Source organism: Euryhalocaulis caribicus (genome assembly GCF_000412185.1).
Classification (GTDB): domain Bacteria; phylum Pseudomonadota; class Alphaproteobacteria; order Caulobacterales; family Maricaulaceae; genus Euryhalocaulis; species Euryhalocaulis caribicus.
This window is the reverse complement of the sequence record NZ_ASJA01000014.1, coordinates 22,826-48,192: the sequence shown is the minus strand read 5'-3', so window position 1 is coordinate 48,192 and position 25,367 is coordinate 22,826. Positions and strand designations below refer to the sequence as shown.

Annotated in this window: 26 protein-coding genes; 11 read left to right on the top strand and 15 right to left on the bottom strand. The window is 63.6% G+C overall.

What is annotated here, in order from left to right:
• Positions 1-105 precede the first annotated feature (105 nt).
• Entirely contained in the window at positions 106-858 is a 753-nt protein-coding gene (locus tag L338_RS11830) for an SDR family NAD(P)-dependent oxidoreductase (protein ID WP_022698603.1), read from the top strand.
• Between the two features lie 6 nt (positions 859-864).
• On the opposite strand, the gene L338_RS11825 is transcribed toward L338_RS11830, so the two are convergent.
• The 3 genes from L338_RS11825 to L338_RS11815 are packed head-to-tail and all read right to left on the bottom strand — an operon-like array spanning position 865 to position 2,828.
• Positions 865-1,638, bottom strand: a complete 774-nt coding sequence (locus L338_RS11825; RefSeq protein ID WP_022698602.1) for an enoyl-CoA hydratase — start codon at positions 1,636-1,638, stop codon at positions 865-867.
• Positions 1,638-2,084 (bottom strand): MarR family winged helix-turn-helix transcriptional regulator, encoded by a 447-nt coding sequence (locus tag L338_RS11820; protein WP_022698601.1) that lies wholly within the window; start codon positions 2,082-2,084, stop codon positions 1,638-1,640. The genes L338_RS11825 and L338_RS11820 overlap by 1 nt, the downstream gene beginning before the upstream one ends.
• Positions 2,085-2,135: 51 nt before the next feature.
• Complete coding sequence (locus L338_RS11815) at positions 2,136-2,828, bottom strand: class I SAM-dependent methyltransferase (protein WP_022698600.1); 693 nt, start codon at positions 2,826-2,828, stop codon at positions 2,136-2,138.
• On the opposite strand from L338_RS11815, the gene L338_RS11810 reads away from it, so the two are divergent.
• Positions 2,827-3,468 (top strand): glutathione S-transferase family protein, encoded by a 642-nt coding sequence (locus tag L338_RS11810; RefSeq protein WP_022698599.1) that lies wholly within the window; start codon positions 2,827-2,829, stop codon positions 3,466-3,468. The two genes, L338_RS11815 and L338_RS11810, sit on opposite strands and share 2 nt — an antisense overlap.
• Before the next feature lie 2 nt (positions 3,469-3,470).
• Here the strand turns inward: L338_RS11810 and msrB are convergent, their stop codons facing one another.
• Positions 3,471-3,968, bottom strand: a complete 498-nt coding sequence (gene msrB / locus L338_RS11805) for a peptide-methionine (R)-S-oxide reductase MsrB (RefSeq protein WP_033311253.1) — start codon at positions 3,966-3,968, stop codon at positions 3,471-3,473.
• Between the two features lie 165 nt (positions 3,969-4,133).
• On the opposite strand from msrB, the gene wrbA reads away from it, so the two are divergent.
• On the top strand, positions 4,134-4,739 hold the full coding sequence (gene wrbA, locus L338_RS11800) for an NAD(P)H:quinone oxidoreductase (RefSeq protein ID WP_022698597.1): 606 nt from the start codon (positions 4,134-4,136) through the stop codon (positions 4,737-4,739).
• On the opposite strand, the gene L338_RS11795 is transcribed toward wrbA, so the two are convergent.
• From L338_RS11795 to L338_RS11775, 5 genes are all read right to left on the bottom strand, one after another.
• A complete protein-coding gene (locus L338_RS11795; RefSeq protein WP_022698596.1) occupies positions 4,736-5,368 on the bottom strand; it encodes a DNA-3-methyladenine glycosylase family protein in 633 nt (210 codons plus the stop codon). The two genes, wrbA and L338_RS11795, sit on opposite strands and share 4 nt — an antisense overlap.
• Positions 5,365-6,819, bottom strand: a complete 1,455-nt coding sequence (locus L338_RS11790) for a M16 family metallopeptidase (RefSeq protein WP_022698595.1) — start codon at positions 6,817-6,819, stop codon at positions 5,365-5,367. Before L338_RS11790 ends, L338_RS11795 begins: the two co-directional genes overlap by 4 nt.
• Positions 6,820-6,831: 12 nt before the next feature.
• The gene (locus L338_RS11785) at positions 6,832-8,265 is read right to left on the bottom strand and encodes a M16 family metallopeptidase (RefSeq protein ID WP_027068496.1); all 1,434 of its coding nucleotides are present in this window, start codon (positions 8,263-8,265) and stop codon (positions 6,832-6,834) included.
• A gap of 143 nt (positions 8,266-8,408) precedes the next feature.
• Positions 8,409-9,347: a 4-hydroxybenzoate octaprenyltransferase gene (ubiA, locus tag L338_RS11780; RefSeq protein WP_033311249.1), complete on the bottom strand. Its 939-nt coding sequence runs from the start codon at positions 9,345-9,347 to the stop codon at positions 8,409-8,411.
• Positions 9,348-9,466: 119 nt separating this feature from the next.
• Entirely contained in the window at positions 9,467-9,793 is a 327-nt protein-coding gene (locus L338_RS11775) for a hypothetical protein (protein ID WP_022698592.1), read from the bottom strand.
• 186 nt (positions 9,794-9,979) lie between these two features.
• On the opposite strand from L338_RS11775, the gene L338_RS11770 reads away from it, so the two are divergent.
• The 3 genes from L338_RS11770 to L338_RS11760 all read left to right on the top strand — a co-directional run bounded on the left by L338_RS11770 (position 9,980) and on the right by L338_RS11760 (position 11,016).
• Positions 9,980-10,174, top strand: a complete 195-nt coding sequence (locus L338_RS11770) for a (2Fe-2S)-binding protein (protein ID WP_161624626.1) — start codon at positions 9,980-9,982, stop codon at positions 10,172-10,174.
• A gap of 46 nt (positions 10,175-10,220) precedes the next feature.
• Complete coding sequence (bfr, locus tag L338_RS11765; protein ID WP_022698590.1) at positions 10,221-10,700, top strand: bacterioferritin; 480 nt, start codon at positions 10,221-10,223, stop codon at positions 10,698-10,700.
• A gap of 136 nt (positions 10,701-10,836) precedes the next feature.
• A complete protein-coding gene (locus L338_RS11760; protein ID WP_022698589.1) occupies positions 10,837-11,016 on the top strand; it encodes a hypothetical protein in 180 nt (59 codons plus the stop codon).
• Between the two features lie 13 nt (positions 11,017-11,029).
• On the opposite strand, the gene L338_RS11755 is transcribed toward L338_RS11760, so the two are convergent.
• Both L338_RS11755 and L338_RS11750 read right to left on the bottom strand, forming a co-directional pair.
• Positions 11,030-12,055, bottom strand: coding sequence for an alpha/beta fold hydrolase (locus tag L338_RS11755; RefSeq protein WP_022698588.1), 1,026 nt, complete (start codon positions 12,053-12,055; stop codon positions 11,030-11,032).
• A 2-nt stretch (positions 12,056-12,057) separates the two neighbouring features.
• Positions 12,058-13,422, bottom strand: coding sequence for an NAD-dependent succinate-semialdehyde dehydrogenase (locus L338_RS11750; protein ID WP_022698587.1), 1,365 nt, complete (start codon positions 13,420-13,422; stop codon positions 12,058-12,060).
• Between the two features lie 63 nt (positions 13,423-13,485).
• On the opposite strand from L338_RS11750, the gene L338_RS11745 reads away from it, so the two are divergent.
• Together L338_RS11745 and L338_RS11740 are read left to right on the top strand one after the other, a co-directional pair.
• On the top strand, positions 13,486-14,214 hold the full coding sequence (locus L338_RS11745; RefSeq protein WP_022698586.1) for a 16S rRNA (uracil(1498)-N(3))-methyltransferase: 729 nt from the start codon (positions 13,486-13,488) through the stop codon (positions 14,212-14,214).
• Between the two features lie 76 nt (positions 14,215-14,290).
• Positions 14,291-15,655, top strand: coding sequence for a glutamate--cysteine ligase (locus L338_RS11740; protein ID WP_022698585.1), 1,365 nt, complete (start codon positions 14,291-14,293; stop codon positions 15,653-15,655).
• 20 nt (positions 15,656-15,675) lie between these two features.
• Here L338_RS11740 and L338_RS11735 read toward each other — a convergent pair whose 3' ends face one another.
• Complete coding sequence (locus L338_RS11735; RefSeq protein ID WP_022698584.1) at positions 15,676-16,611, bottom strand: AraC family transcriptional regulator; 936 nt, start codon at positions 16,609-16,611, stop codon at positions 15,676-15,678.
• A 276-nt stretch (positions 16,612-16,887) separates the two neighbouring features.
• Between L338_RS11735 and L338_RS11730 the strand changes: the two genes are divergently transcribed.
• The 3 genes from L338_RS11730 to L338_RS11720 all read left to right on the top strand — a co-directional run bounded on the left by L338_RS11730 (position 16,888) and on the right by L338_RS11720 (position 20,766).
• Positions 16,888-17,886, top strand: coding sequence for an alpha/beta hydrolase (locus tag L338_RS11730; RefSeq protein ID WP_422110947.1), 999 nt, complete (start codon positions 16,888-16,890; stop codon positions 17,884-17,886).
• Between the two features lie 245 nt (positions 17,887-18,131).
• Positions 18,132-18,530 (top strand): (R)-mandelonitrile lyase, encoded by a 399-nt coding sequence (locus tag L338_RS11725; RefSeq protein WP_027068494.1) that lies wholly within the window; start codon positions 18,132-18,134, stop codon positions 18,528-18,530.
• A gap of 226 nt (positions 18,531-18,756) precedes the next feature.
• Entirely contained in the window at positions 18,757-20,766 is a 2,010-nt protein-coding gene (locus L338_RS11720; protein WP_022698581.1) for a peptide MFS transporter, read from the top strand.
• An 86-nt stretch (positions 20,767-20,852) separates the two neighbouring features.
• On the opposite strand, the gene L338_RS11715 is transcribed toward L338_RS11720, so the two are convergent.
• The 3 genes from L338_RS11715 to L338_RS11705 all read right to left on the bottom strand — a co-directional run bounded on the left by L338_RS11715 (position 20,853) and on the right by L338_RS11705 (position 25,148).
• Positions 20,853-22,922 carry a TonB-dependent receptor plug domain-containing protein gene (locus L338_RS11715; protein WP_022698580.1) on the bottom strand — a complete coding sequence of 690 codons (2,070 nt, stop codon included), beginning with the start codon at positions 22,920-22,922 and terminating at the stop codon, positions 20,853-20,855.
• A 176-nt stretch (positions 22,923-23,098) separates the two neighbouring features.
• Positions 23,099-24,508, bottom strand: a complete 1,410-nt coding sequence (gene tldD, locus L338_RS11710; RefSeq protein WP_022698579.1) for a metalloprotease TldD — start codon at positions 24,506-24,508, stop codon at positions 23,099-23,101.
• Between the two features lie 85 nt (positions 24,509-24,593).
• Complete coding sequence (locus L338_RS11705) at positions 24,594-25,148, bottom strand: tetratricopeptide repeat protein (protein WP_022698578.1); 555 nt, start codon at positions 25,146-25,148, stop codon at positions 24,594-24,596.
• Positions 25,149-25,367: the final 219 nt, after the last annotated feature.

Below are 25,367 nucleotides of genomic sequence, written 5' to 3'. Positions count from 1 at the left end.
CATGCGCGGTCTGGTTGCGTTTGACTTTTCGCGGCGCGGCCTATCATAGGTTAATCGAATTCATTCGGTGGCCTGCGGTTCCGCGGGCGGCGGCATACAAGAAACATGATTGATCTGAAGAACAAGACGGTGCTGATCACCGGCGCGTCCCGCGGCGTGGGCGCGGCGGCGGCGGAATCCTGCATGAAGGCCGGCGCGCGCGTGCTGATGCATTACGGACGCGACCGCAAGGCGGCGGAGGCCGTGGCGGAGAAGATCGGGGCGAAGAAAAGCGACCTGATCGAGGCGGATCTGAACGTGCCGGAACACCCGGCGGCGGTCTGGGCCGCGGCGCTGGACCGGGCGCACCGCATCGACGTGCTGGTCAATAATGCCGGCATCTTTCAGGCGACGCCGGTTGACGGGTCGGACCTGGAATGGGTCGAGGGCTGGCGGCGGACGCTGCAGGTGAATCTGCTGGCGCCGGCGCATCTGTGCCGGGCGGCCTGCGCGCATTTCTCCGGTCAGGGCGGGGGCATTATCATCAATGTCGCCAGCCGCGCCGGGCAGCGGGGCGACGATATCGACCATTCCGCCTATGCCGCGTCCAAGGGCGGCCTTCTGGCCCTGACCAAGACGATCGCGCGGGGCAGCGGCCACAAGAACGTGCTGGCCTACGGCATCGCACCGGGCTGGATCGAGACCCGCATGGGGCCGCAGGACATCGAGGCGCGCGCCAACGCGATCAAGGACATCCCGCTGGGCCGCGTGGCGAGCCCGGAAGAGATTGGCGATTTGATCGCCTATCTCTCCACCGGAACCGTCCCCTCCATGACGGGGGCGACGATTGACGTGAACGGGGCGTCCTACGTCCGCTAGTCAGGCCTAGCCGAACTTCGAGAAATCCGGTTCGCGGCGTTCGAAGAACGCGCCGGCGGCTTCCTTGAACTCGTCCGAGCCGAGGCGTTCATTGAACAGCTTGCCTTCGCGTTGCATGCGCGCGGCCAGATCCTCCGCCGGGGCGCGCAGCAGCGTCTTGGCGTCGGCGACCGCGCCGGGGGCGAGTTTCGCCAGCTTGCGGCAGCGGGCCGTCGCCTGCTCGATCAGCTCCTCATCGGCGAAGACCCGGGCGACCAGGCCTGCGCGCTCGGCTTCCTCGGCTGACAGTTTTTCGCCCAGCAGCAGCATCTCGGCCGCCTTGGCGCGGCCCATGACGGCCGGCATGGTGATGGAGGAGGCGAATTCCGGCGCCAGCGCCAGCTTCACGAACGGTGTGGAGAAGGTCGCCATGCGGGAGGCGTAGACCAGATCGCAATGCAGCAGCATGGTCACGCCAATGCCCACCGACAGGCCGCCTACCGCGGCGACAACCGGCTTTTTCGCTTCCATCAGCGCGGTCATGAAACGCTCGACCGGGGAGGGGCCGTCCTCGGAGAAGGGCGGGTGTTCCAGAAAGTCGTTGAGATCGTTGCCGGCGGTAAAGGAATCGCCCTCTCCCGCGAACAGGACGACGCGGATTTCGGGGTCGTTCTGCGCGCCGTTCAGGGCGTTGGCGGCGGCGTCATACATCTCGCGCGTCAGGGCGTTCTTCTTGTCGGCGCGGGAAAAGGCGATGGTGCGCACGCCTTCGGCGTCAGAAATTTTCACATATTCGGTCATTAGAGTTTCCCTTCGTAATCGCCGCGCGCAAGGCCGGTCAGGAAACGATAGACCGTTTCCATCTCTGCGTCCGTGAAGTCGTGCGCGATGGCGTCGTTAAATATCTTCAGTTCGTCGGCGACCGCGCCGGACAGGCCCCGCCCCTTTTCGGTCAAGTAGACGCGGCTGGCGCGGGCGTCGTCCTTCTCCGCCCCGCGGCGGACCAGGCCCGATTTCGCCATGCGGTCCACCAGCCCGGTGGCCGCCGGTGCGCCGAGGCCGATCCCGACCGCCAGATCGCCGATGCGGCAGCCGTCATGCCGGTTGAGAAAGAACAGCGCGCCGCCTTGCGAGACCGTCAGTCCGATGGAGGATTTCAGGTGATTATTGGCGTCGCGGAAGACGCGCGTATGGGCGCGTTCGAGAAGCAGGAAAAGGCGGCGGTCAACGGCGCGGGCGATAGCCATGGCACGGGATCTAGCATGTTATATTTTGTATGTGAATAATAATTGGCGGTTTTAGCGGTAACGCCACACCCGGGTGCGCCTGATATCCTGATCCTCTAGGCCCTCCGACCGCCGGGCTTCGTATTGGGCCAGTTGTTCGACGCGCTGGCGCGGCAGCCGGGCGCGGCCCGGGTCGCCGATGAAAACCTGACAACCTTGCGCGGCGCAATCGGATAACCAGCCGCCAATCGCCCCGGCCGTGTCGTCATAGAAAATATCGCCCGCCAGAATGACATCCCATTCGCAGGGCGCGCCCACAAGGTCGCCCAGACGCCCTTCAATGTCCGCCCCGTTGAGGTCTGCATTCAGGGCGATGGCGTCGATGGCGTAAGCGTCCAGTTCACTGGCCGTCACACTCGCGCCGGCGCGAGCGGCGGCGATGCCGGTGACGCCGCAGCCCGACGCGAAATCCAGAATATTTCGTTTATGAAATAAATTGGGATGATCCAGCACGTAACGCGCCAGCGCCTGCCCGCCCGCCCATGCAAACGCCCAGAAAGGCGGCGGCAGGCCGGCGGCCTCCAGCGATTCTTCCGAATGACGCCAGATGCTGAAGCCGGGATGGGCCAGATACAGGCGAAGCTCGGGAGCCAGAGGCGGCGACTGGATGCGGGTGACCGAGCGGATGAAAGCTTGGCGGGCGGCCGGATTTGCGTGATCAATGGGGCCCAGCGCAGCCGGTTCGCCCGAGAAGGAATCGCTCATGTTCACGACCCTACGCCTGACCATAGGCGATAAACACCTTTCATCCTGGTCGCTGCGGCCGTGGCTGGTGATGAAGACGTTCGGCCTGCCGTTCGAGGAAGATTCGATCAGGCTGGACCGACCCGACACCGCTGATGAGATCGCCAGGCGATCGGAGGCCGGCAAGGTGCCGGTTCTGACGGCGGGCGACCTGACCGTCTGGGACTCCCTGGCGATCATCGAATATCTGGCCGAGGCGTTTCCCGATCAGGCGGTGTGGCCGGCGGACCCTGCGGCGCGGGCCGTGGCGCGCAGCGTTTCGGCGGAAATGCATTCCGGGTTCGGCGCGTTGCGCAGGCTCTGGCCGATGAAGTTTGCGGATCTGGATATTGGCGGGGAGATCACGCCCGATCTGGAATCGGATCTGAACCGGATTGACGCCATCTGGCGCAGTTGCCGCCGGGATCATGGCGCGGACGGCCCGTTCCTGTTCGGCGCCTTTTCAGCCGCGGACGCAATGTATGCGCCTGTCGTGTCGCGGTTCATGACCTATCGCGGCAGGATCGGCGACAAGGTTCTCGACGCCTACTGCCAGACCATCTGGGCCCTGCCCGGCATGCGGGAATGGGGCGAAGGCGCGCGGGCGGAGCGCGCCTTCTAGGCTCAGGTCGGGATGAATTTCAGGGCGACGCCGTTATTGCAGTAGCGCAGCCCCGTGGGCACGTCCGGCCAGTCATCGAAGACATGGCCCTGATGCCCCAGACAGCGCGCGCAATGATATTCGCGCCGGGGCGTCCACAGGCGAAGATCCGTCTTTTCGCCCAGTGCGCCCTCGATGAAGGTGTAGAAGCTGGGCCAGCCCGTGCCGGAATCGAATTTCCATTCGGACTTGAAAAGCTCCAGCTCACAGCCCGCGCAGACAAACACGCCTTCGCGTTTCTCGTCGTTCAGCGGGCTGGTGAAGGCGCGTTCCGTGCCTTCCTTGCGAAGCACCTTGTAGGCCAGCGGATCAAGGCGCTCTTTCCACGCATCGGCGGAAAGATCGCGCCATTCGGAGTCCTTGAAAGCGTCCTCCGGATCGGAGGCGGCTTTAGCGCAGCCGGGAATGGCGAGGCCGGAGACCAGCCCGCCAATCACCAGGTTTCGTCGTGTCGTTTTCATGGCTTGCAATATAGGGCGGACGCGGACGATGTCCGTTCACAAGGCCATCACGATCGGGTTCCGGTTTTCGTGAAGCTGCGGGGCGCGCGCCGGGCGCACTTGAAAATCGTTTGGCGAACATCAATTCACATTCTTGAAGAATGACAATCGATGGAGTCCCGGACAATGACGAAGCTGCTTGTGCTGTACTATTCCAGCTACGGCCATATCGAAACCATGGCCAAGGCCATAGCCGAGGGCGCGCAAGGCGTTGACGGCGTTCAGGTCGATATCCGCCGCGTCCCCGAAACCGCCCCGGAAGCGGTTGTGAAGAATGCCGGTTTCAAGACCGACCAGGATGCGCCGGTTATCGAAGGCCCGGATGCGCTGGGCGATTATGACGGCGTGGTGATCGGCGTGCCGACGCGATACGGGAATATGTGTTCGCAGATGCAGGCCTTCTGGGATCAGACGGGGCCGCTCTGGCAGAAGGGCGCGCTGATCGGCAAGGCGGGCGGAGCGTTCACCTCGACCGCGTCCCAGCATGGCGGGCAGGAAACAACGCTGCGCGCGGTGCAGACGATGCAGCTGCACCACGGCATGGCGGTGATCGGCGTGCCCTATAGCTGCACCGGTCTGGTCGGCGTTGACGAGGTTTCGGGCGGCACGCCCTATGGCGCTTCCACTATCGCGGACGGCGACGGCAGCCGGCAGCCCTCGGATAACGAGCTGGGCATCGCCCGCTTCCAGGGCGAGCATTTCGCGAAAATGGCGAAGAAGCTGGCGGCCTAGGCCTTGCCGGTCGCGGCGGGGTCCGGCGTGTCGGCGGCGCGCCAGAGATAAAGCGCGGCATAGCTGCGCCACGGGCTGAAGGCCTCGCCAATTTCGCCGAGCTGTTTGGGGCTGGGGGCGTCCTCCAGCCCCGCCGCTTTCCGCCAGCCCTGCCGCACGCCCAGATCGCCGGTCGGCCAGATATCGGGCCGGGCGAGCGTGAAGAGCAGGAACATCTGCGCCGTCCATTCGCCAATCCCGCGCACCGCCGTCAGGCGCTGGATCACCGCGTCGCCATCCATGCTCTCGCAAAGCCGGCGCTCAGGCACTTCGCCCGCGTCGGTTTTCCGCGCCAGATCAATCAGGGCCAGCGCCTTGTTGCGGGACAGCCCGGCGCTGCGCAGATGCTCGATATCGGCTTCGGCCAGAATGGCGGGCGGCGGCGGACCCTCGCCGCCATACAGGGCGGCGAAACGGCCATAGATCGTGGCGGCGGCCTTTCCCGAAAGCTGCTGATAGACGATGTGCCGGGACAGCGCCTCATATGGCGTGTCGGGTTTTGCCTCCAGCGTAAGAACGCCGTGCTGTTCGATCAGCGCGCCGAAAGCGGGATGGGCGCGGGCCAGGCTGTCGGCGGCGTCCTTGCTCACTGCGCGTCCTGTTCGTTCTCCACCGGGGCGCCGGTCTCGTCACGAATGTCGAAGGTTGCGCCGGAAAGCCGGGGCAGGGATTCCAGCTGCGGCTTGATGGCGTCCAGATCGCCCACCACGACAAGGATCATGTTGTCCAGTTGCAGGCGCTGGGCGGCGGTCTGGCGCATGTCTTCGGCGGAGACGTCCAGAACGCGGGGGACATAATCCTCCAGCCAGTCGCCGGGCAGATCGTGGAAATCGGTGAAGGCGATCTGGTCGATCAGGCCCCAGGGGGAGGCGTTCTTCAGCACGAAAATACCGGCCATGTAGTTGCGCGTGCGCTCGGCCTCGTCCTTCGGCGGGGCCTCTGCGCCAAGGCGCTCTATTTCCTTGAAGACCTCCCCGAGCGCGGCCCCGGTCACGTCGGTCGTGACGTCGGCGCGGAAGCGCCAGTAACCGTCCTGGTAATTGTACAGGATCTGCGAGGTGGGGGAGTAGGTATAGCCCTTGTCCTCGCGGATATTCTGGGTGATGCGGGAGGAGAAAGACCCGCCGAGCAGGGCATTGGTCACTTCCAGCGGAATGGCGTCCTCATTCTCCGGTCCGAAAACGGGCAGGCCCAGATATATGGTGGATTGCGGCGCGCTGGCGCGCGGCACCAGAATGACTTCCGGCCCCATGCGCGGATCGGGCGGGGCGACCAGCGGCGCCGGGCCTTCGCGCCAGTCTCCGAAGCTCTCGCGTATTGCCGCTTCCGCGGCGTCGCGGTCGAACCGGCCGGCGATATAGATATGGGTGCGCTCCGCGCCAAAATTCTGCTCGTAATAGGCGCGCACGTCGTCAATCTCATAGGAGCGCAATTGCGCCTCTGTCGGGAAGACGCGGCCATAGGGGTGGTCGCCGTATAGCGCGCCGAGAAAGGCGGAGGCGGCCTGCCCGCGCGGCTGGCTGAGCGCGACGGAGAGATTGCGGATGAAGTTGGCCTTCACGCGCTCCATGTCGTCTTCGGGCAGGGCGGGACGTTGGATCACGTCGCCCATCAGGGCGATGGCGTCCGGCGCGTGGCCGGAGAGGACGGCCATGTCGAACGCGGTGACGTGGGGGTCGACGCCGACCTCCAAATCGCCGCCCATTTCGGCGGCCGCGATGGCGATTTCCTCGCCCGTCCGCTCGCCCGCGCCTTCACTCATCAGCTCCGCGGCGATATCGGCCAGCCAGGTATTCTCGCCCTCATTGACATTGCCGGTGCGGATACGCGCGCTGATCGTGGCTTTTGGCGCGAGGCCGAACGGGATGAAGGTGATCTCCAGGCCGTTATCCAGCTCGACCGTGTCGATCTCCGGCAAATCGAAATTCTTCGGCTCGCCGGCTTTTGGCCGTTCGGCCAGCCAGTCGCCGTCATTGCCGCCGGTTTGCGCGCCGGCGGGCAGCGCGATGAGCAGGGCGAAAAGCGTGATGAGGCGTGCCATGATCGTCCGCTCCTATTGCTGATCCTGCGCCGCGCCCGGCTCTATCCGCAGGACGGTGCGGTTGCCGGGGCGCAGATATTCTTCGGCGGTTTCCAGCATCAGGGCCGGGGTGACATTGTCGAAGCCGCCCTCGATGCGGTTGATCCGGGCCGGGTCGTCGTCGAACAGGGCGAACGAGGCCAGCAGGTCAACCAGGCCGAAACGGGTGGGCGAGTCCACCACGCCGTAGAATTCCGAAAGCAGCTTGGTTCTGGCGCGCGCCAGTTCCGCCTCTGTCACCGGCTCGGCGCGCAGGCCTTCAACCACCCCGTCCACCGTGGTCATGATCTCTTCCGGCGTGAATTCCTCGCCATGGATCATGGCGGCGGTCCACAGCATCGGCCCGTCATAATTGAACATATTGCCCAGCAGATTGATGCCGCCCTCGACGCCGGAGGCGTAGCCCTTGTCCTTCACCAGAGCCTGATAGAGACGGCTGTCCTCGCCCTGGATCAGGATCTGGTCCAGCAATGCCATGGCGTAATATTCGTCCGTGCCGCGTTCGGGCATGTGATAGGCGAAGGCCAGCGCCGGCCGCGGCGCCAGCGGATCGGTCTTGGCGGCGGTTTTCTCTTCTTCCTGACGCGGTTCGGAGATGTCGGGCAGGGTGATGGCGTCGCCCTGCGGGATAGGACCGAAATATTTTTCGACCCATCTGGTTGCTTTTGCGGGGTCGAAATCGCCCGCGATCACCAGCACGGCATTGTTCGGGGCGTAATATCTGTCGTGGAAGTCGCGCGCATCTTCCAGCGTGGCGGCCTCCAGATCGTCCAGCGCGCCATAGAAATTATGCGCGTTATACCAGTTCTCATTGGCGTATTGCGGCATGTCGAGCCACGGAAAACCGCCATAGGGCTGGTTCAGGACGTTCACCTTGACCTCATTGGCCACGACGCCTTGCTGGTTCGCCAGCTTTTCCTGGGTGATGTCGGGGAAGGCCATGCGGTCGGCCTCGATCCACAGCACAGGTTCGAGCGCGCTGGAGGGAACCACCTCGAAATAATTGGTGAAATCGAAGCGCGTGGAGCCGTTATTTACGCCCCCCGAACCATTGATGAGCTTGTCGAACTCGCCCTTTTCGGCATGGCGCGAGCCCTGAAACATCAGATGCTCGAATAAATGCGCAAAGCCGGTGCGGTCGCGCGGCTCGATCCTGAAGCCGATGCCGTAATAGACGCCGACCGTGACGGTGGGGATGGTCGAATCCGGCACCATGACAACGCGCAGGCCGTTATCCAGCGTCTGGTAGCTGACATCAATGCGGATGCCGGATTCAGCACTATCGGCCGGCGCCGCCGTTTCCGGCGGATCCTGCGCGTCCTCGCGCCCGGAATCGTCCGGGCCGCAAGCGGCGAGAAGGGAAAAGGCGGCGATGGCCGCAAAAAATCTTATAGACACCCTGGTCATCTCAATCCCCCCACGCATTTCAAGCCCCGCCGCGATTGCAGTCCGCGCGGGCCGTTCCGTCAAGAGCGCGAAACGCTCCGTGAAGCCAGTTTCACCCGGCGGACAGAAGACGGACATTCGCAGGACATATATCGCGCGCCGGATCAGGCCAGAAGGAACAACTGTACGCTGGCATAGCCGGCGGCCAGCAGCAGGCCCGCCTCCCGGTTCGATTTGAACAGGCCCAGACAAAGCGCCCCGTCATCGGGGCGGAAGCGCGCGGCCTGCCAGCCCAGATGGGCCGCGAAGGGCAGGGCCGCCAGCGCGGCAATCCATGAAAGACCGGCCGCGTAGCCCGCCGCCGCCGCGGCGATCGCGCAGACGGCGTAGAAAGCGGAGACCCAGAGCGGCGCATGGGCGCCGAACAGGCGGGCCGTGGATTTCACCCCGATCAGCGCGTCGTCTTCCTTGTCCTGACAGGCATAGATCGTGTCATAGCCGAGCGTCCAGAACACAAGGCCCGCATAGAGGATCAGTCCGGGCGCGCCGAGCGTTCCCGATGCGGCGGCAAAGCCGACCAGCGCCGCCCAGTTGAAGGTCAGGCCCAGCCAGGCCTGCGGCCACCAGGTCAGGCGCTTCATGAATGGATAGCCCGCGACGAGCGGGATGGAGCCAAGCGCCACGATCTGCGCCGGCAGGGGGAGCAGCAAGAGGACCGCCAGCCCGGCCAGACACTGGGCCAGAAGAAAAGCCCAGGCGGCGCGCAGCGTGACCGTCCCGGCCGCCAGCGGTCGGTCGGCGGTGCGGGCGACCTGCGCGTCCAGGTCGCGGTCCACGATGTCATTATAGGTGCAGCCCGCGCCGCGCATGGCGACCGCGCCAAGGGCGATCAGCAAGGCCCAGAGAAGGTCCGCCGCGCCATAGCCCCGGCCGATCCCGGCCAGCGCGATCCCGGCCCAGCCGGGCAGGCCCAGCAGCCAGAAACCGGCGGGACGGTCATAACGCGCCAGCCGCAGATAGGGACGGATGGCGCGCGGTGCGCGGTCGACCCAGCTTTGCGGCAGGCTGTCCTGAACGCGGCGGTCTTCGGAGCGCGTGATCATGGGAACCCGGAATAAGGACAAGGCGCGGTTCCGCCAAGGCGTCCGCGGCGCCTGGAAATGAAAACGGCCCCGTCTTCATGTGAAAACGGGACCGTCATTTCAATGTTGCAGCGGGCGCGTCAGGCGGCGCTGGCGCCCGGCGTCAGCCGCTCCACGGTTGTCTTGACGATTATCATCACGGACGCGGCGGCCAGAACCACGCCATAGCTGGACAGGATCGCGGTCAGATACTGGCCGAGTTCCGGAATCGGGCCCAGCGCGCCGGCGCCGCCGGCGATCAGGAAGATGGCGGCGACCAGAACGCCCCGGCGATGTTCAAGTGAAACGAACCATCCGCCGGCGAGTCCCAGAATAACCAGGATCAGGCCTGCGTATTCGAATGTTACGAATGCAAAGATGATTGCGGCCAGAACGGCGACCGCCCAGATAATTTTAGCCAAAGACATGCTTTGCCTCCCCATTTTTTTATCGCCCGCGAATCGATTTCTTCGCGTGGCGCGCGAATACGCTAAGTCCAACATGACGAAACGATCAAGCTTTTATTAAACGCAGCGCGCGGGCCGCCGGGCCGGGGCGGGGGCGTTTCACAGATGTGGTTGACAATCATTCGCATTTGCATGAAAGATACGGCCATGATCGTTTGTCTCTGCAATCGTCTGAACGACAAGAGCGTGCGTCAGGCCATCCAGACCGGCGCGCAGAAGGCCGAGGACGTTCATGCCAGCTGCGGCGTGGAAGTCAGCTGTGGCGGCTGCCTGAACCATATCGAGGGCATGCTGCGCGAGATCGAGACGGGCGATACGCTGCGCGAGACTGTCGCGGCCTGAAGATTGGCGTCTGGCCATGATCGCCGGCGGCGATTAGCATGCCTGCATGCAAGGCGATTCCAAAGTTATCCAGTATCTCAATGACGCGCTGACGCACGAGCTCACCGCGATCAACCAGTATTTCCTTCATTCCCGCATGCTCGGGAACTGGGGCATCTCTGTCCTGGCCAAGAAGGAGTACGAAGAATCGATCGATGAGATGAAGCATGCCGACACGCTCATCGAACGGGTCCTGTTCCTGGACGGGCTTCCCAATCTTCAGCGCCTGAACAAGCTGAAAATTGGCGAGGATGTCCTGGAAATCCTGGAATGCGACCTTGAGTTGGAGAAAGAGGCGCTGATCCTCTATCGCGACGCGGTGGAGCATTGCGAGGGCGTCCGCGACTATGGCAGCCGCGATCTGTTCGCCGATATCCTGCGCTCCGAAGAAGACCATGTCGATTATCTGGAAACCCAGATCGAACTGATCGGCCGCATCGGTATCGAGCGGTACATCCTGCTGCAGTCCGAGCCGAACGAGACCTGAGGCTTGCTCTGTCCACAGCATGTGGATTAACGCTTACTGCAATCAAGTCGCTGATATAGAAGCGGTTTAACCTGTCATTAAGGTTAATATCCCCACCCTGGCCACAGGGGAGGGCAGAATGCTCGAAGGACCCGCTATGAGCCGGACAGACTCAGACAATACCCAGTTTCGCGCCGTTGGCCGGCGCCTCGCCTCGCGTTACGCGCCATCCCTGCTGGAGCAGCCGGATGCGGCGCTGGAGCCCTTGATCCGTGAGATCGAGAGCCGCGACGCGGCGAACGACCATGAACCGCCAACCGGCAAGAAGGCGGTCTAGGCGGCGCCCGGTTCTAGTCCGCCGGGGCGGGCCATGATTCCAGTTCGTCCAGCAAGCGCGCATTAAATCGCTCCGGCGCCTGGATATGAGGCGAATGAGCGAGATCGGGGAATTCGATCAGGCGGGCTTGCGGAATACGGCCCGCCGCGTCCTCGCCCAGAACCGAATAATCGCCAAGGCGTGACTTTACGGCCTCTGGCGACCAGCCCTTGCCGATGGCGGTATTATCCTTCTCTCCGATAAAGAGAAGCGTGGGAGCCGTGATGGTTTCCAGCTCGTGGATCACGGGCTGGGTGAAGACCATGTCGGTGGTTCTGGCCTGGCTCCAGGCGACGATATCGCTCTCATCGCCGCGATACATTCCGGCCAGCATATCCACCCAGCGGTCATACTCGTCCCGCCATTCTCCCGCGTAATAGGTTGATTTCTGATAGGCTTTAATGCCCTCGGCGCTGGTCTGCTTCTGGCTTTCAAACCAGGCGTCGACGCCCAGATAGGGCACGCCTTTCGCTTTCCAGTCCTCCAGCCCGATCGGATTGACCAGAACCAGACCGGCGGTCGAATCCGGGAACTGCATCGCATAACGCATGGCCAGCATGCCGCCCATGGAATGGCCCATGACGATGACCGGACCGGCATTTTCAGAGTCCAGCAGGGCATGCGTGTTCGCCGCCAGCTGGTGCAGGGAATATTGATAGGCGGCGGGCTTGGAGGATTTGCAAAAGCCGATCTGGTCAGGCGCGATGACGCGATAACCGGCTTCCAGCAGCGGCCCCATCACCCCTTCCCAGGTCGCCGCGCAGAAATTCTTGCCATGCAGCAGGACAATCGTCTGGCCGTTCGCCGTCTCGGGCGTGACGTCCAGATAGGTCATCTGCACGTCCTCTCCCTGTGAGGAGAAATCGAACGTCTGCACGGGATAGGGGTAATCGAAGCCTTCCAGCATCGGCCCGTAAGCGGGCGGCGTCTCATCCGCTGCGGCCAGGACAGGCGCGGCGGCGAACAGCAGGAGCGAGGCGAGAACGGTTTTCAGGGTCACGATCAGCCCGCCGCCACGGTCTTGCGATTGACGAATTCGCGGATGCCGTCCTGAGCCAGCTCCCGGCCATAGCCGGACTTCTTGACGCCGCCAAAGGGCAGGCGCGGGTCGGAGGCCGTCATGTCATTGATGAAGGTGGCGCCGGCCTGCAGGCGTTCGATCGCCTGTTCCTGCTCCGCCTCATCCTTCGTCCAGATGACCGAGGACAGGCCATAGCGATGGTCATTGGCCAGCGCGATGGCGCGGTCCAGATTGACCGCGCGGAAGAATAGCGCGACGGGGGCGAAAATCTCGTCGTCATAGGCGGGGGAGCCGGGGGATATCTCCTCCAGAATGCCGGGCCGGTAGAAAGCGCCGGGCCCGTCCATCACCTCCGCGCCCCATGTGCGCACGGCGCCAGCCTCGATGGAATCGAACACCTGGGCGTGGATATCCTCGCGCGCCTTTTCGGAGACGAGCGGGCCGATATCGGTGTCCCCGTCCATCGGGTCGCCGACCTTCAGCGCCTGAAGTTTCTCAAGGAACAACGCCTTGTAATCCTCATAGACATCCTCGTGAACGATGAAGCGCTTGGAGGCGATGCAGGACTGGCCGTTATTGATCGTGCGCGCCTTCACGCCGATCTCGGCGGCTTTCTCCAGATCCGCGGAAGGCATGACGATGAAGGCGTCCGAACCGCCAAGCTCCAGCACGGTTTTCTTGATTTCGGCGCCGGCGGTTCCGGCGACGGCGGAGCCCGCGGGCTCGGACCCGGTCAGGGTGGCCGCCTTGATGCGGTCATCCTTCAGGACGCGCTCGACCCGGTCAGAGCCGATCAGAAGGGTGGTGAAGGCGCCGTCCTCGAAGCCGGCCTTTTTGAAAATTTCTTCGATCGCCAGCGCGCATCCGGAAACGTTAGAGGCGTGTTTCAGCACGCCGGCATTGCCCGCCATCAGGGCCGGCGCGGCAAACCGAATGACCTGCCAGAACGGGAAATTCCACGGCATCACCGCCAGAACCGGGCCAAGCGGCAGGTGGCGCACGAAGGATTTTGACTTGTCCGCCTCGATTGCCTCGTCGGCGAGGAAGCTTTCCGCGTTGTCGGCATAGAAGCGGCACGCCCAGGCGCACTTCTCAGCCTCGGCGCGGGCCGCCGTGATGGTCTTGCCCATCTCCGACGTCATCAGCTTGGCCCAGCGGTCCTTGTCCTGCTCCAGGATATCGGCCGCCTTGCGCATCTTTTCCGCGCGGCTTGCGAAGTCCGTTCGCCTGAGACTGGCGCAATAGGACTCCGCCTGCGTCAGCGCCTTGTCGATATCGGCGTCCGATGTGGGCTCATAGGTCTGGATGGTTTCGCCGGTGGCGGGATTGACCGATTTCAGGCTCATGGCGCGGACCTCTCTGAAGGGCGGAGCGTTGACGGGGCGTTCGCCCCTGATAAGACGCCAGATATGGCCGTTGTTCCACGACTTTTCATCGACGCCGCGCTGGGAAAAGGCGCGGAAATCGCGCTGGAGAAGGATCAGGCGCATTACCTGGTCAATGTCATGCGCCGCAAGGACGGCGATCCGGTGCGCGTGTTCAACGGAAAGGACGGCGAATGGCGCGCCGAAGTCGCGCAGGCGACCAAGCGCGCAGCCACGATAAAGCTGGCGGAACAGACGCGTCCGCAACATGCGCCGCCCGATCTGTGGCTGCTGTTCGCGCCGGTGAAAAAATCCCGCACGGACTTCATTGTCGAAAAGGCGACCGAGCTGGGCGCGGCGCGCATCGCGCCGGTCTTCACGCGCTATACCAACAGCGAGCGCGTGCGCATGGACCGCATGGAGGCGCTGGCGCGGGAGGCCGCCGAACAGACCGAACGGCTGGACCTGCCCGATATCGCGGAGGCGCGGACCCTGGATCAGACGCTGGACGGCTGGGACGCGGCGCGGCCGCTGATCTATTGCGATGAGGGCGGGGAGGTTCCGCCGATGCTGAAGGCGCTGGGCGGACTGGAGACCGGCAAACTCGCCGTTCTGATCGGGCCGGAGGGCGGGTTTTCCGAGGATGAGCGGGCGCGCCTGAAATCGCTGGATTTCGTGCGGCCGGTCAGCCTTGGCCCGCGCATTCTGCGCGCCGACACCGCCGCCGCCGCGGCGCTGGCGCTGATCCAGAGCGCATGGGGCGATTGGGACTAAGTTTGCGGTTGCGCGCTTGCGAAGTCCGGGGCCGCGTCCTAACTCCCGCTATTACTCACAAGCCGTCCGAGGCCGCATGTCCGCCAATTTCGAAAACAATCGGCCTATCGAGTCGAAATCCGACCTGATCGAGGCGCTGGCCCAGGGCGGCAAGCCTCAATCCGAATGGCGCATCGGCACAGAGCACGAGAAGTTCGGCTTCCGGCTCGCCGATCATGGACCGCTTCACTATGAGAGCGACGGTCCCAGCGTGCGCAAGATGCTGGAGGGCATGGCGCGATTCGACTGGGAAATTGTCGCCGAAGACGGCAAGCCGGTGGCGCTGAAACGCAATGGCGGCTCCGTCACGCTTGAGCCGGGCGGACAGTTCGAGTTGTCCGGCGCGCCGCTGGAAACCCTGCACCAGACCTGCGCGGAGGTGAATCGCCACCTGAAAGAGGTGCGTACGGTCGCCGACGAGATCGGCGCGGGGTTTCTGGGGCTCGGCTTCTCGCCGAAATGGAGCCTGGAAGACACGCCGCTCATGCCCAAGGCCCGCTACAAGATCATGCGGGACTACATGCCCAGGGTCGGCGCGCTGGGCCATCAGATGATGTTCCGCTCCTGCACCGTGCAGGCCAATCTGGATTTCGCGGACGAGGCGGACATGGTGAAGAAGCTGCGCGTGGCGCTGGCGCTGCAGCCGATTGCCACGGCGCTGTTCGCCAACTCGCCGTTCGCGGACGGCAAGCCGAACGGGTTCCTGTCCTACCGCTCCCATATCTGGACCGATACGGACGCGGCGCGCACCGGCACGCTGCCCTTTGCCTTCGAGGACGGTTTCGGGTTCGAGCAATATGTCGACTGGGCCCTGGACGCGCCGATGTATCTGGTGGTGCGCGATGGCCGGCTGATCAACGCGGCCGGGGAAAGCTTCCGCGATTTTCTGGACGGCAAGCTGCCGCAACTGCCCGGCCAGAGGCCCAATATCGGCGACTGGGAGACCCATCTTTCCACGCTGTTCCCGGAAGTGCGGCTGAAGACGTTCCTGGAAATGCGCGGCGCGGATTCCGGGCCGTGGTGCCGCCTTTGCGCCCTGCCGGCGTTCTGGGTGGGGCTTCTTTATGATTCCGCCAGCCTCGACGCGGCGTGGGATCTGGTGAAGGACTGGACGGCGGAAGAGCGCGAAACCATGCGCATGGAAGCCGCGCGCATCGCCCTGAAAACCCCGTTCCGCGGCCGTACGCTGCAGGATATCGCAAAACAGGCGCTGGATATTTCGCGCCAGGGCCTCAGCCGCCGTGAGCGCCTCAACGCGCATGGCGAGAATGAGTCGCTGTTCCTGGACGAAATACAGGAAATCGCGGACAGCGGCGTCACCCCGGCGGAGGCGCTTCTCGACTCCTACTATAATGAGTGGGGCGAGGACGTGGACCCGGTCTTCAAGACGCTGGCCTACTAGACTAGGCTCCGGCGAAAAGCCTAGCGCGCGGTTTCCTGTATCAGATTCTGGATGTCCCGGGCCGGGGGCGCGCCGAACATGCGGCTATATTCCCGGCTGAACTGCGTCGGGCTTTCATAGCCGACTTCGAACGCCGCGTCTGACGCGCCCAGATGTTCTGTAAACATCAGGCGGCGGGCCTCATTGAGGCGCATTTTCTTCTGATACTGAAGCGGGCTCATCGCCGTTAAGGCGCGGAAGTGATTGTGAAACGCCGAACTGCTCAATCCCGCCCTGTACGCGAGATCCCCGACCCTCAGCGGTTTGTCGAAATTGTCCTTCAGCCAGTCGATGGCGCGGGCAATACGGTAGCTATGACTTTCGGCGGATATAAGCTGATAAAGGCGGGGGCCCTGTTCGCCGATCAGCAGGCGGTAGGAAATTTCCTGCATGAGGAGGGGCGCCAGCGCGGGGATGTCCTCCGGGGACTCCAGAAGATCGATCAGGCGCTCGATCGCGTTAAGCAGCGGCGGTGACACCTCGCTGACGGCGATTCCGCCACGATTGACCGGTTGTTTCTGCGGCGGGCGTTCACGCTCCAGCATCATCCGGGCGATGCCCTTCAGATCGAGCTCCAGTGTGAGGCCGAGATAGGGCGCCCCCTTTGTCGCCTCGATGATCTGCGACACTACCGGCAGGTCGACCGACGTGATCAGGAATTGAGAGGCGTCATACACATAGGCGTTGTCGCCCAGGAAAAGCCGCTTCCGCCCCTGCCCGATGAGGCAGATGCTGGGGGCGAGCATGTAACTGGTCGGTTCGGTCGGATGCGGCCAGCGATGCAGGGTCAGCCCTGGGACCGGCGTGTCCGCTTGGTTCTTGCCGGCGGTCCATTTGGCAATTCGTTTTGCGAACGCGGCGGACCCCGCTGAAGGGTTTCGCTCGCTTTTTCCTGCGCTTGGTTTATTATAAGTCATTGCTATTTATAATTAATATCCATTTTTCTATTCCCGGAATGAAGCCAAACCTAGCATTTCGTTCCTCCGCGCTACAATCCGAAATTATCCATACAAATAGAAATAGGCAAGAATTGGAAAGGATCGCGCTAACGCTCTGCGAGCCGGCTGCGATACGTTCAGAGCGTTGCCGGGGCCGCTCAACGGCCCTGGGCCCGAACGATCCATTCTCAGCGAACGGAGCTCGAAATGCGCAAGCTGAAACTCACTGGCTCTATCGCCAGCGCGCTTGTCCTGATGTCGGTGGTCAGCTCCCCGGCCGTTTCCCAGGACCTGTCTGACGGGGCTGACAATTTCTACCGCAGCCAGGAGGTCGCCATGCAGAAGGTCGCCTTTGATAATCAGTACAAGATGCAAGTTGTCGGAAATCTGTTCACGCCGGAGGATTTCGACGAGACGAAGCAATACCCGGCCATCATCGTCGGTCACCCGATGGGGGCGGTGAAAGAACAGAGCGCCAATCTCTACGCCCAGAAAATGGCGGAGATGGGCTATGTGACCCTCTCCTTTGACCTCTCCTTCTGGGGCGAGAGCGCCGGCGAACCGCGCAATGCCGTGGCTCCTGACATTTATGTCGAGGACTTCAGCGCCGCGGTCGATTTCCTTGGAACCCAAGGCTTTGTTGACCGCGAACGCATCGGCGTGATCGGAATCTGCGGCAGCGGCGGCTTTTCGATCGCCGCGGCGAAGATCGATTCACGGCTGAAAGCTATCGCCACGGTCAGCATGTACGACATGGGCGGCGCGACCCGGAATGCCCTCAACAATTCGCAGACGCTTGAACAGCGTAAGGCGGTCATCGCGGACGCGGTGGAGCAACGCTATGTCGAATATGAAGGCGGCGAAATGGAATATACGGGCGGCACGGTCCACGAATTGACCGGGGATACGCATCCGATCCAGCGTGAATTCTATGATTTCTATCGCACGCCGCGGGGCGAATACACGCCGGAAAGTTCTTCGCCGGAGCTGACGACGCACCCGACCCTGTCGAGCAACGTCAAGTTCATGAACTTCTATCCGCTCAACGACATCCAGACGATCTCCCCGCGTCCGATGATGTTCATTACCGGAGACCAGGCGCACTCCATTGAATTCAGCCAAGACGCCTACGCGCGCGCGGCGGAGCCGAAGGAACTGGTCCTCGTCCCCGGCGCCGGACATGTCGACCTCTACGACCGTGTGGAACTCATCCCCTGGGATAAGCTCGAGACGTTCTTCGAGACGAACCTCTAGCGCGCGAGCCCGAGAAAAAACAAAGCCCGCCGCCGCTGACCGAATGGACGCGGCGGCGGGATCATCAAGCAAGGAGTTCGATAGGCATGGCCACGAACAGGAACAATCCGATCATATCCGCCGGCGTTTCCCGCCGATGGAGCGGCGCCGCCGCCCGGCTGGCTGCAGCGCTCACGCTGGGCGCTTTTCTCACAGGCTGCGCGGCGGCGTCCGCCGGCACAGAAGATTCAAACGGAGACACCCCCATGAAGATCCTACGGCACGCCGATCCCGCAACCATTGAGGGACCGGCCGAGTGGTTCACCGGCAAGGCCTGGATTGAGCCGATCGTGAACGATCCCGAGGCGCCGTCCAATGTCACGGCCGCTCGTGTTACGTTTGAACCGGGCGCCCGGACCAACTGGCACAAACACCCGCTTGGCCAGCTTCTGATCGTGACAAGCGGCGTTGGCTGGACCCAGGTCGAAGGCGGACCCAAGGTCGAGTTCCAAGCCGGGGACGTCATGGATTGCCCGCGGGACAAGAAACACTGGCACGGCGCAACGCCGGATGCGGAGATGACGCACATCGCTGTTCAGGAGAAGCTGGACGGGGAAAATGTCGAGTGGCTCGAACCGGTCACTGACGAAGAATACCTAAGGTAAAGCCGCTTAGGCGCCGCGCCTCCCGGGGCGGCATAAGGGCGGATGCTGGCCTTGCCGGCCTCTGCGACAGGTAACCGGCGCTACTGCGCATGAGCCCGTTATCCGCCTTGCCACCCCTGCTTTCCGTTCTGTTAAAAACCCCGTGAGGGATGCTTGGCGCTTTTCAATCGCCGTGCTCTAGTGCGCGCCGACACAAAAACGCCATAACGGAATAAGGGGAGACGGCGTGAGCGATACCAACGCGGCTGTTGAAAGGGTATGGAACGACCATAGTTTCTTTGGTCATCCAAAAGCCCTTCTGATCCTGTTTTTCACCGAGATGTGGGAGCGCTTTTCCTATTACGGGATGCGCGCCCTGCTCATCCTGTACCTGACACAACATTTCCTGTTCTCCGATCAGCGTTCGGCGATGATCTACGGCGCGTACACCGCGCTGGTTTACGTCATGCCGGTGATCGGGGGCACGCTGGCCGACCGCTATCTGGGGTCGCGCAAAGCGGTGACATTCGGCGCAATCCTTCTGGTGCTGGGCCATTTCGGCATGGCGTTCGAAGGGACGCGGGCCGAAGAAACCGTGAACTATGCCGGCTCCGAATACGAGCTGGTGGTTGAAGGGCGCGGCGACGAAACGATGAATTTCCTGGTCTCGGAAGCCGGCCGCACGCCGGTCTCCTTCGCCGAGGAAGGCATCGTGTTCGAGGACGCGGCCCCGGCCGGCCTTCCCGGCACGATTCCCGCGGACGAATACGAGATCACGGTTCAGAAGAACAATTTCTTCCTGAGCATCTTCTACCTGTCCCTGGCGCTGATCATTTCCGGCGTCGGCTTCTTGAAAGCCAATATCTCCACCATCGTGGGCGACCTCTACCGGCCTGACGATCCGCGGCGGGATGGCGGTTTCACCATCTTCTACATGGGCATCAATCTGGGCGCGGCCTCGTCATCGCTGCTTTGCGGCTGGCTGGGCGTCGCCTATGGCTGGAAATACGGCTTCGGCCTTGCCGGCATCGGCATGCTTCTGGGCCTGCTGGTATTCCTGTGGGGTCAGAAATTCCTCGCCGGGCTGGCCGAGCCGCCCAACCGGGAAGACCTCAAGTCCAAGGTGTTCGGACCGATCAACAAGGAATGGATGGTCTATCTGGGCGGCGTCGGCATGGTGCTGGTCTCCTGGATCCTGATCATGAACGAGGCGTTCGTCGGCGACCTGCTGAACGTGTTCGGCCTGTTCATGATGGCGGTGATTATCGGCCTGTCGCTATTTGTCTTCGGGCGGCCGGAGGACGGCAAGAATCCCAAGATGGAAATCGGGCTGTTCGTGCTGGGCTTCCTGATCATGGCCGTGCCGATCCTGTGGTCGGCCGGCGTGACGCTGGGCATTGCCGAGGCGGCCCCGCAGGCGCTGATTACCTGGCCGCTGGCCATCGGGGCGATCCTGGTGGCGGGCGTCGTGGTGCTGGACGTGATGAAGATTCCGTCCGTGGACCGCGACCGGATGCTGCTGGCGCTGTTCCTGATCATGCTGCAGCTGCCCTTCTGGGCGCTGTTCGAGCAGGCGGGTTCGTCCCTGAACCTGTTCACCGACCGCGTGGTCGACCGCAGCGTGTTCGGCCTGTTCACCGTGCCTGCGCCGGTGTTCCAGTCGCTGAACGCCATCTACATCTTCACCCTGGCGCCGCTGTTCGCCTGGCTCTGGGTGGCGCTGGCCAAGCGCGGGCTGGAGCCCAACACGGTGGCCAAGTTCGGCCTCGGCATCCTGCAGCTGGGTCTGGGCTTCATCGTGCTGGTGCAGGGCATCAACATGACCGCCGCGGCGGCGCTGGTGCCGGTGATCTGGATCTTCCTGATCTACCTGCTGCACACCACGGGCGAGCTTTGCCTCTCCCCGGTGGGCCTGTCGGCGGTGACCAAGCTGTCCGTGCCGAAGGTTGTCGGCATGATGATGGGCGCGTGGTTCCTGGCCTCGGGCTTCGGCAACTATCTGGCCGGCATCATCGCCGCCAGCACGGGCGCCGAGACCGTGGGCGGCCAGATCGTCAATATGGAAGCGGCCAAGGACCAGTACGCCAGCGTCTACATGAATGTGGGCATCGTGGCGGTGGTCATCGCGGTGATCGTGCTGGTGCTGTCGCCCTTCCTGAAGCGGCTGGGGCATGGCCGGGCCGAGTCCCTGAAGCCGCATCCGACTGAAACGGAAGCGGGCGGCCCGTCGCTGGACCGCACCTCGGGCGCGCCGTAAGCCTGGTCTGAGCCGTTGAATGAGAAAGGCCGCGGAGGATGATCCTCCGCGGCCTTTTCTTTTGCGCGATCGCACAGCAGAGCGGACTAGAAGGTGCCGCGGAAGGTCAGATAGCCGGTTACGCCGTTCTGTTTCTCGCGCGTTTCATAGGCGGCGAGCTGTCCGATATCGCGCGGGCCGTCGAAGAAATCCCGGCGGCGGGCGAAATCGACATTGCCGATATTCTCCAGCGACAGGCGCACGGTGACGCCCGGAACGCGGGTGGTCTCGACAAAAACGTCCAGATCGCCGGGCCCGTTCTCGAACCGGCGCACCTCGTCGATGAAATACAGCTCGACGTCGCCGCCCTGATAATAGTCGAAGCCGTAGGAAAATTTCCGGTCGGGGAAGTCCTGCCGGAACTCGACATACCATTCCTCGTGCCGCCGGTCGGAGAAGATGCGGGTGCGGCCCGTGACCGGATCGGTGACGCTGGAATCGCCGGTTTCCGCATAGGCTTCCAGCTGCGCATTGGTCAGGCCAAGGCGGTCCAGCGGCGCGGTCGCGCTGACCCGGGCGCGCCAGTAATCGCCGTCTCCCAGATTGCCCGGCGCGTCGAAACGCTTGCCCGGTTCGCCGATGGGAATGAGATCCTGAACCTCCTCGACATACCCGAACTCGCCCAGCAGCGTGATGACGCCCTCTGTCCAGAACCGCTTTTCCCATTCGCCGCGCAGCCGCCAGGTGCGCTGCGGCTTGAGGTCCGGATTGCCGACATTGGTCTGGTCATCGCTGAGCGAGGAAGAGGTAACAAAGTCGAAGAAGTTGAGCTGCGCCACCTCGCGTTCGGCCAGCAGGCGGATCTGGCGGTCGCTGGCGTAATCCCATGTCACGGCCAGGGACGGCTTGGGATAGATGAAGTCCCGTTCGGCCTGGGCGGAGCCGGACTGGGTGATGCGCGAAACCTCCACGGTCAGGCCCGGCTCGATGGTCAGGCGGTCGCTCGGCTCCCACACCCAGGAGGCAAACGCCTCGCCGCGATATTCCTCCACCTTGGCTTCGGTCACCGGCAGGGGAATAACCACGAAGCCATTGCCTTCATCGACGGTCAGATCGACATCGGATTCGAGGAAATTATAGGCGCCCTCGACCCCGAAATCGAAGGCGCTGCGCGGCGACTGAATCCATGTGACCACGCCGCGCAGGATGGATTCGCCCTCGTCATTGGCGATGGTCTGACGCGTTCGCTTGTTGAATCCCCCGGAGTCGAAGCGGCTGGAGGTCTGTTCGGATTGAAACTCCCGCAGTTTCTGCAGGCCGATCAGCTTGAAGGAAAGCGCCTCGCCGAAATCGCGCTCCACGTCGCCGCCGAAAGAGAAATTCTCGCTGCTGTCATCGATGAACAGTTCATCGAGCCGCAGGAATTCTCCGTCCGGACCGAAGGCGCGGCCCGGTTCGGGATATTCGTACCAGCGCCAGTCCGCGTCGGCGTTGGCGCGCACGGTCCAGGCCCCCAGCTCGATCTCCGTATTCCCGGCGATCTTGTAGTTGCGGAACGTGTCGCGGCCTTCCTCTTCACGCCGCTCGATCAGGGTCCCGTCAGGCCGGAACAGGAATTCCGGACCGTTCCAGGGCGCGCGGTAGCCGTCTGACTCGAAGCTGACCGTATAGTCGGCGCGCCCGGCCTGACCGGAATAGGAGGCCTCGCCGAACGGCACGACGGGTTCGCCTTCCTGAATCCGGAAATTGGCCTCCCAGGCGCCGCTGCCGCCGGATGCGCCCTCGGCGCGCACCACATTGACCACTTCGGTCTGGCCGCGCATGTCGATGCCGCTGACCGAGCCGCGAATATGCTCGACCCGCTCCACCTGGCTGGCCGGAATGCGCTGCAGGATGGAGCCGAGCGATTCCTTGGAGCTTGGCCGTTCGCCGTCGATCAGGACATTGCCGGCTGCGCCGCCAAAGCCGCGCACCGACTCGCCTTCATCCATGCTGAAGCCCGGAACCCTCTGAACCATGTCCAGCGCGGTCAGGGCGTTGAATGTCTCGAAAAAGACCGGCTGATAGGTCAGCACCGCTTCCGGTTTGGCGGGCTGAGCCGGCGTGTCGTCATCGGCAAAAGCGGCAAAAGGAAATATTGCCGCCGCGGCGCAAGCCGCGAGTAATGTGCGTTGCATGTTTGTCTGTCCCCACAAGAAAACGCCTCCCCGAGGGACAAGGTGACAGCGGAGAGGGCGTTTGACCCGTTAAGTTCGGGACACTGTTTTCACAACCCCGTGATAAGTCTATCCCGGAGGTAAGAATGTGAAATCATTGTAATAATGACCGGCGTGGAGGCGCGACCGGGGGGCTTTTAACCCGCGCCGCCCACCGTCAGTCCGGCGATCTTCAGGGTCGGCTGGCCCACGCCCACCGGAACGCCCTGACCGCCTTTGCCGCAGACCCCGATGCCCGGGTCCATCTTCATGTCGTTGCCGATCATTGAGATCCGGGTCAGCGCCGTCGGGCCGTCGCCGATCAGGGTCGCGCCCTTCACGGGGTGAAGGATCTTGCCGTTTTTCACGCGATAGGCCTCGGTGCACTGGAAAACGAATTTGCCGTTGGTGATGTCCACTTGGCCGCCGCCGAAATTCACCGCATAGACGCCGTCCTCCAGCGAGGCGACGATGTCGTCCGGGTCGTCCTGCCCGGCCAGCATGAAAGTATTGGTCATGCGCGGCATGGGCATGTGGGCGTAGGATTCGCGGCGGCCGTTGCCGGTCGCCTCCATGCCCATCAGGCGGGCGTTCAGGCGGTCCTGCATATAGCCGACCAGAATCCCGTCCTCGATCAGCACGGTGCGGTCGGTCGGCGTGCCTTCGTCGTCAATGGTCAGGGAGCCGCGGCGTTCGGCCATCGTGCCGTCATCGACGACGGTCACGCCCGGCGCGGCGACGCGCTGTCCCATGCGCCCGGAAAAGGCGGAGCTGCCCTTGCGGTTGAAGTCGCCTTCCAGTCCGTGGCCGACGGCTTCATGCAGCAGCACGCCGGGCCAGCCCGGACCGAGGACCACATCCATTTCGCCGGCCGGGGCGTTTTCGGCTTCCAGATTGACCAGCGCCTGACGCAGCGCCTCGTCGGCGGAGCCTTTCCAGGCGTTGGGCGTGATCCATTGTTCATAAGTGGTGCGCCCGCCCGCGCCGGCCGAACCGGCTTCGCGGCGGCCGTCTTTCTCGACAACGACGGAGACGTTCAGCCGCACCAGCGGCCGGGCGTCGCGGTAAAGCTCGCCGCCGGCGCGCAGGATTTCAATGTCGCGGCGCGAGCCGGCCAGTGAGGCGGTCACCTGAACCACGCGCGGATCTTTCGCGCGGGCATAGGCGTCGATTTCCTGCAGCAGCTTGACCTTGGCCTCGAAGGACGGGGCGGCGCTGGGGTCGACATCGGTATAGAGTTTGGCGTTGGTCCGCCGGGGCGGTTCGGCCATCCCGCCGGAGCGCCCGCGCTTGGCGCTCTCGGCGGCTTCGGCGGCCCGCTTCAGGGCGGGCACGCTCATCTCTGCCGAGTGGGCGTAGCCTGTGGACTCGCCCGCAACGCAGCGCAGGCCGAAGCCGCGCGTCAGGTCATAGGCGGCGGTTTTCAGCCGGCCATCGTCGAACACGAAGCTCTCTGATACGCCCCGCTCGATAAACAGCTCCCCGTCATCGGCGCCGGTCAGCGCCGCGTCGAGGATCGGCTCGGCGGCGTTCAGATCAAGATCGTCCTGCGGGGCGTCGAAGGGCATGGGAGCTCCTGAAGGTTTGGCTTTCCCTAGAGATAGCAGTCCAAGGGCCGGTTGCGAGTCCCCGCAAACAGTGGCGCCGGGCGCGTCAGCCCGTTTCGGTGACCGTGAATCTCTCCAGCTCCCGCCTTGGCATATCCCAGTCCGGGGCGAGTTCGGAGGCCTTCTTGTAATCGAAATAGGCCTCTTTCACGCGGCCGGTCTGTTCCAGGACAACGGCGCGGTTGAAATGGACAAGATGCGGCTCTTTCACCCCGAGGCTGAGCGCCTTGTCGAAATCGGCCAGCGCGGCGTCAAAGCGTTTCTGGGTTCTGAAGACCGTGCCCCGATTGGCGTAGCCCTCTCCGATCTCCGGCCGCATCCGGATGGCGGTCTGGTAGTCGGTCAGCGCGTCGTCGATCCGTCCGCCGCCCGCCGCGACGATGCCGCGATTGATGTGGGTGGCGGCCCGGTCGCGTCGCGACATGTCCTCGTCCAGCGCCTCGGTGCAGGTGCGCCAGGCGGACCGGGAGTAGTTTTGCGCCTCGGCCGCCTTGTAGCAGGCGGCCGCCGCGGTCTGGCCGATGACCAGTTGCCCGGCGCCCGCCGCGCCGGACATTCCGGCGGCGAGAAGGAAAACGGCAAAAATTGAATACGGCCTCATGGGAGCCTCCCGTCCTCTGGAGGCGCCGCGCGGCGGACCGTCAGTAAAACCGGCGCGTCGCGCGCGCCCTGATGACCTGTATCATACCACTTTTCGCCTGATGCGGGAAACATGAAGGGGGAATCCGGGCCGCGCCCTGCGACAGGATGCGCGCAGTTAAGACGCTGACTTGCATGTCGGGGGCTTCTATATTCGCGCGCACTTGGCTAAACGACGCCG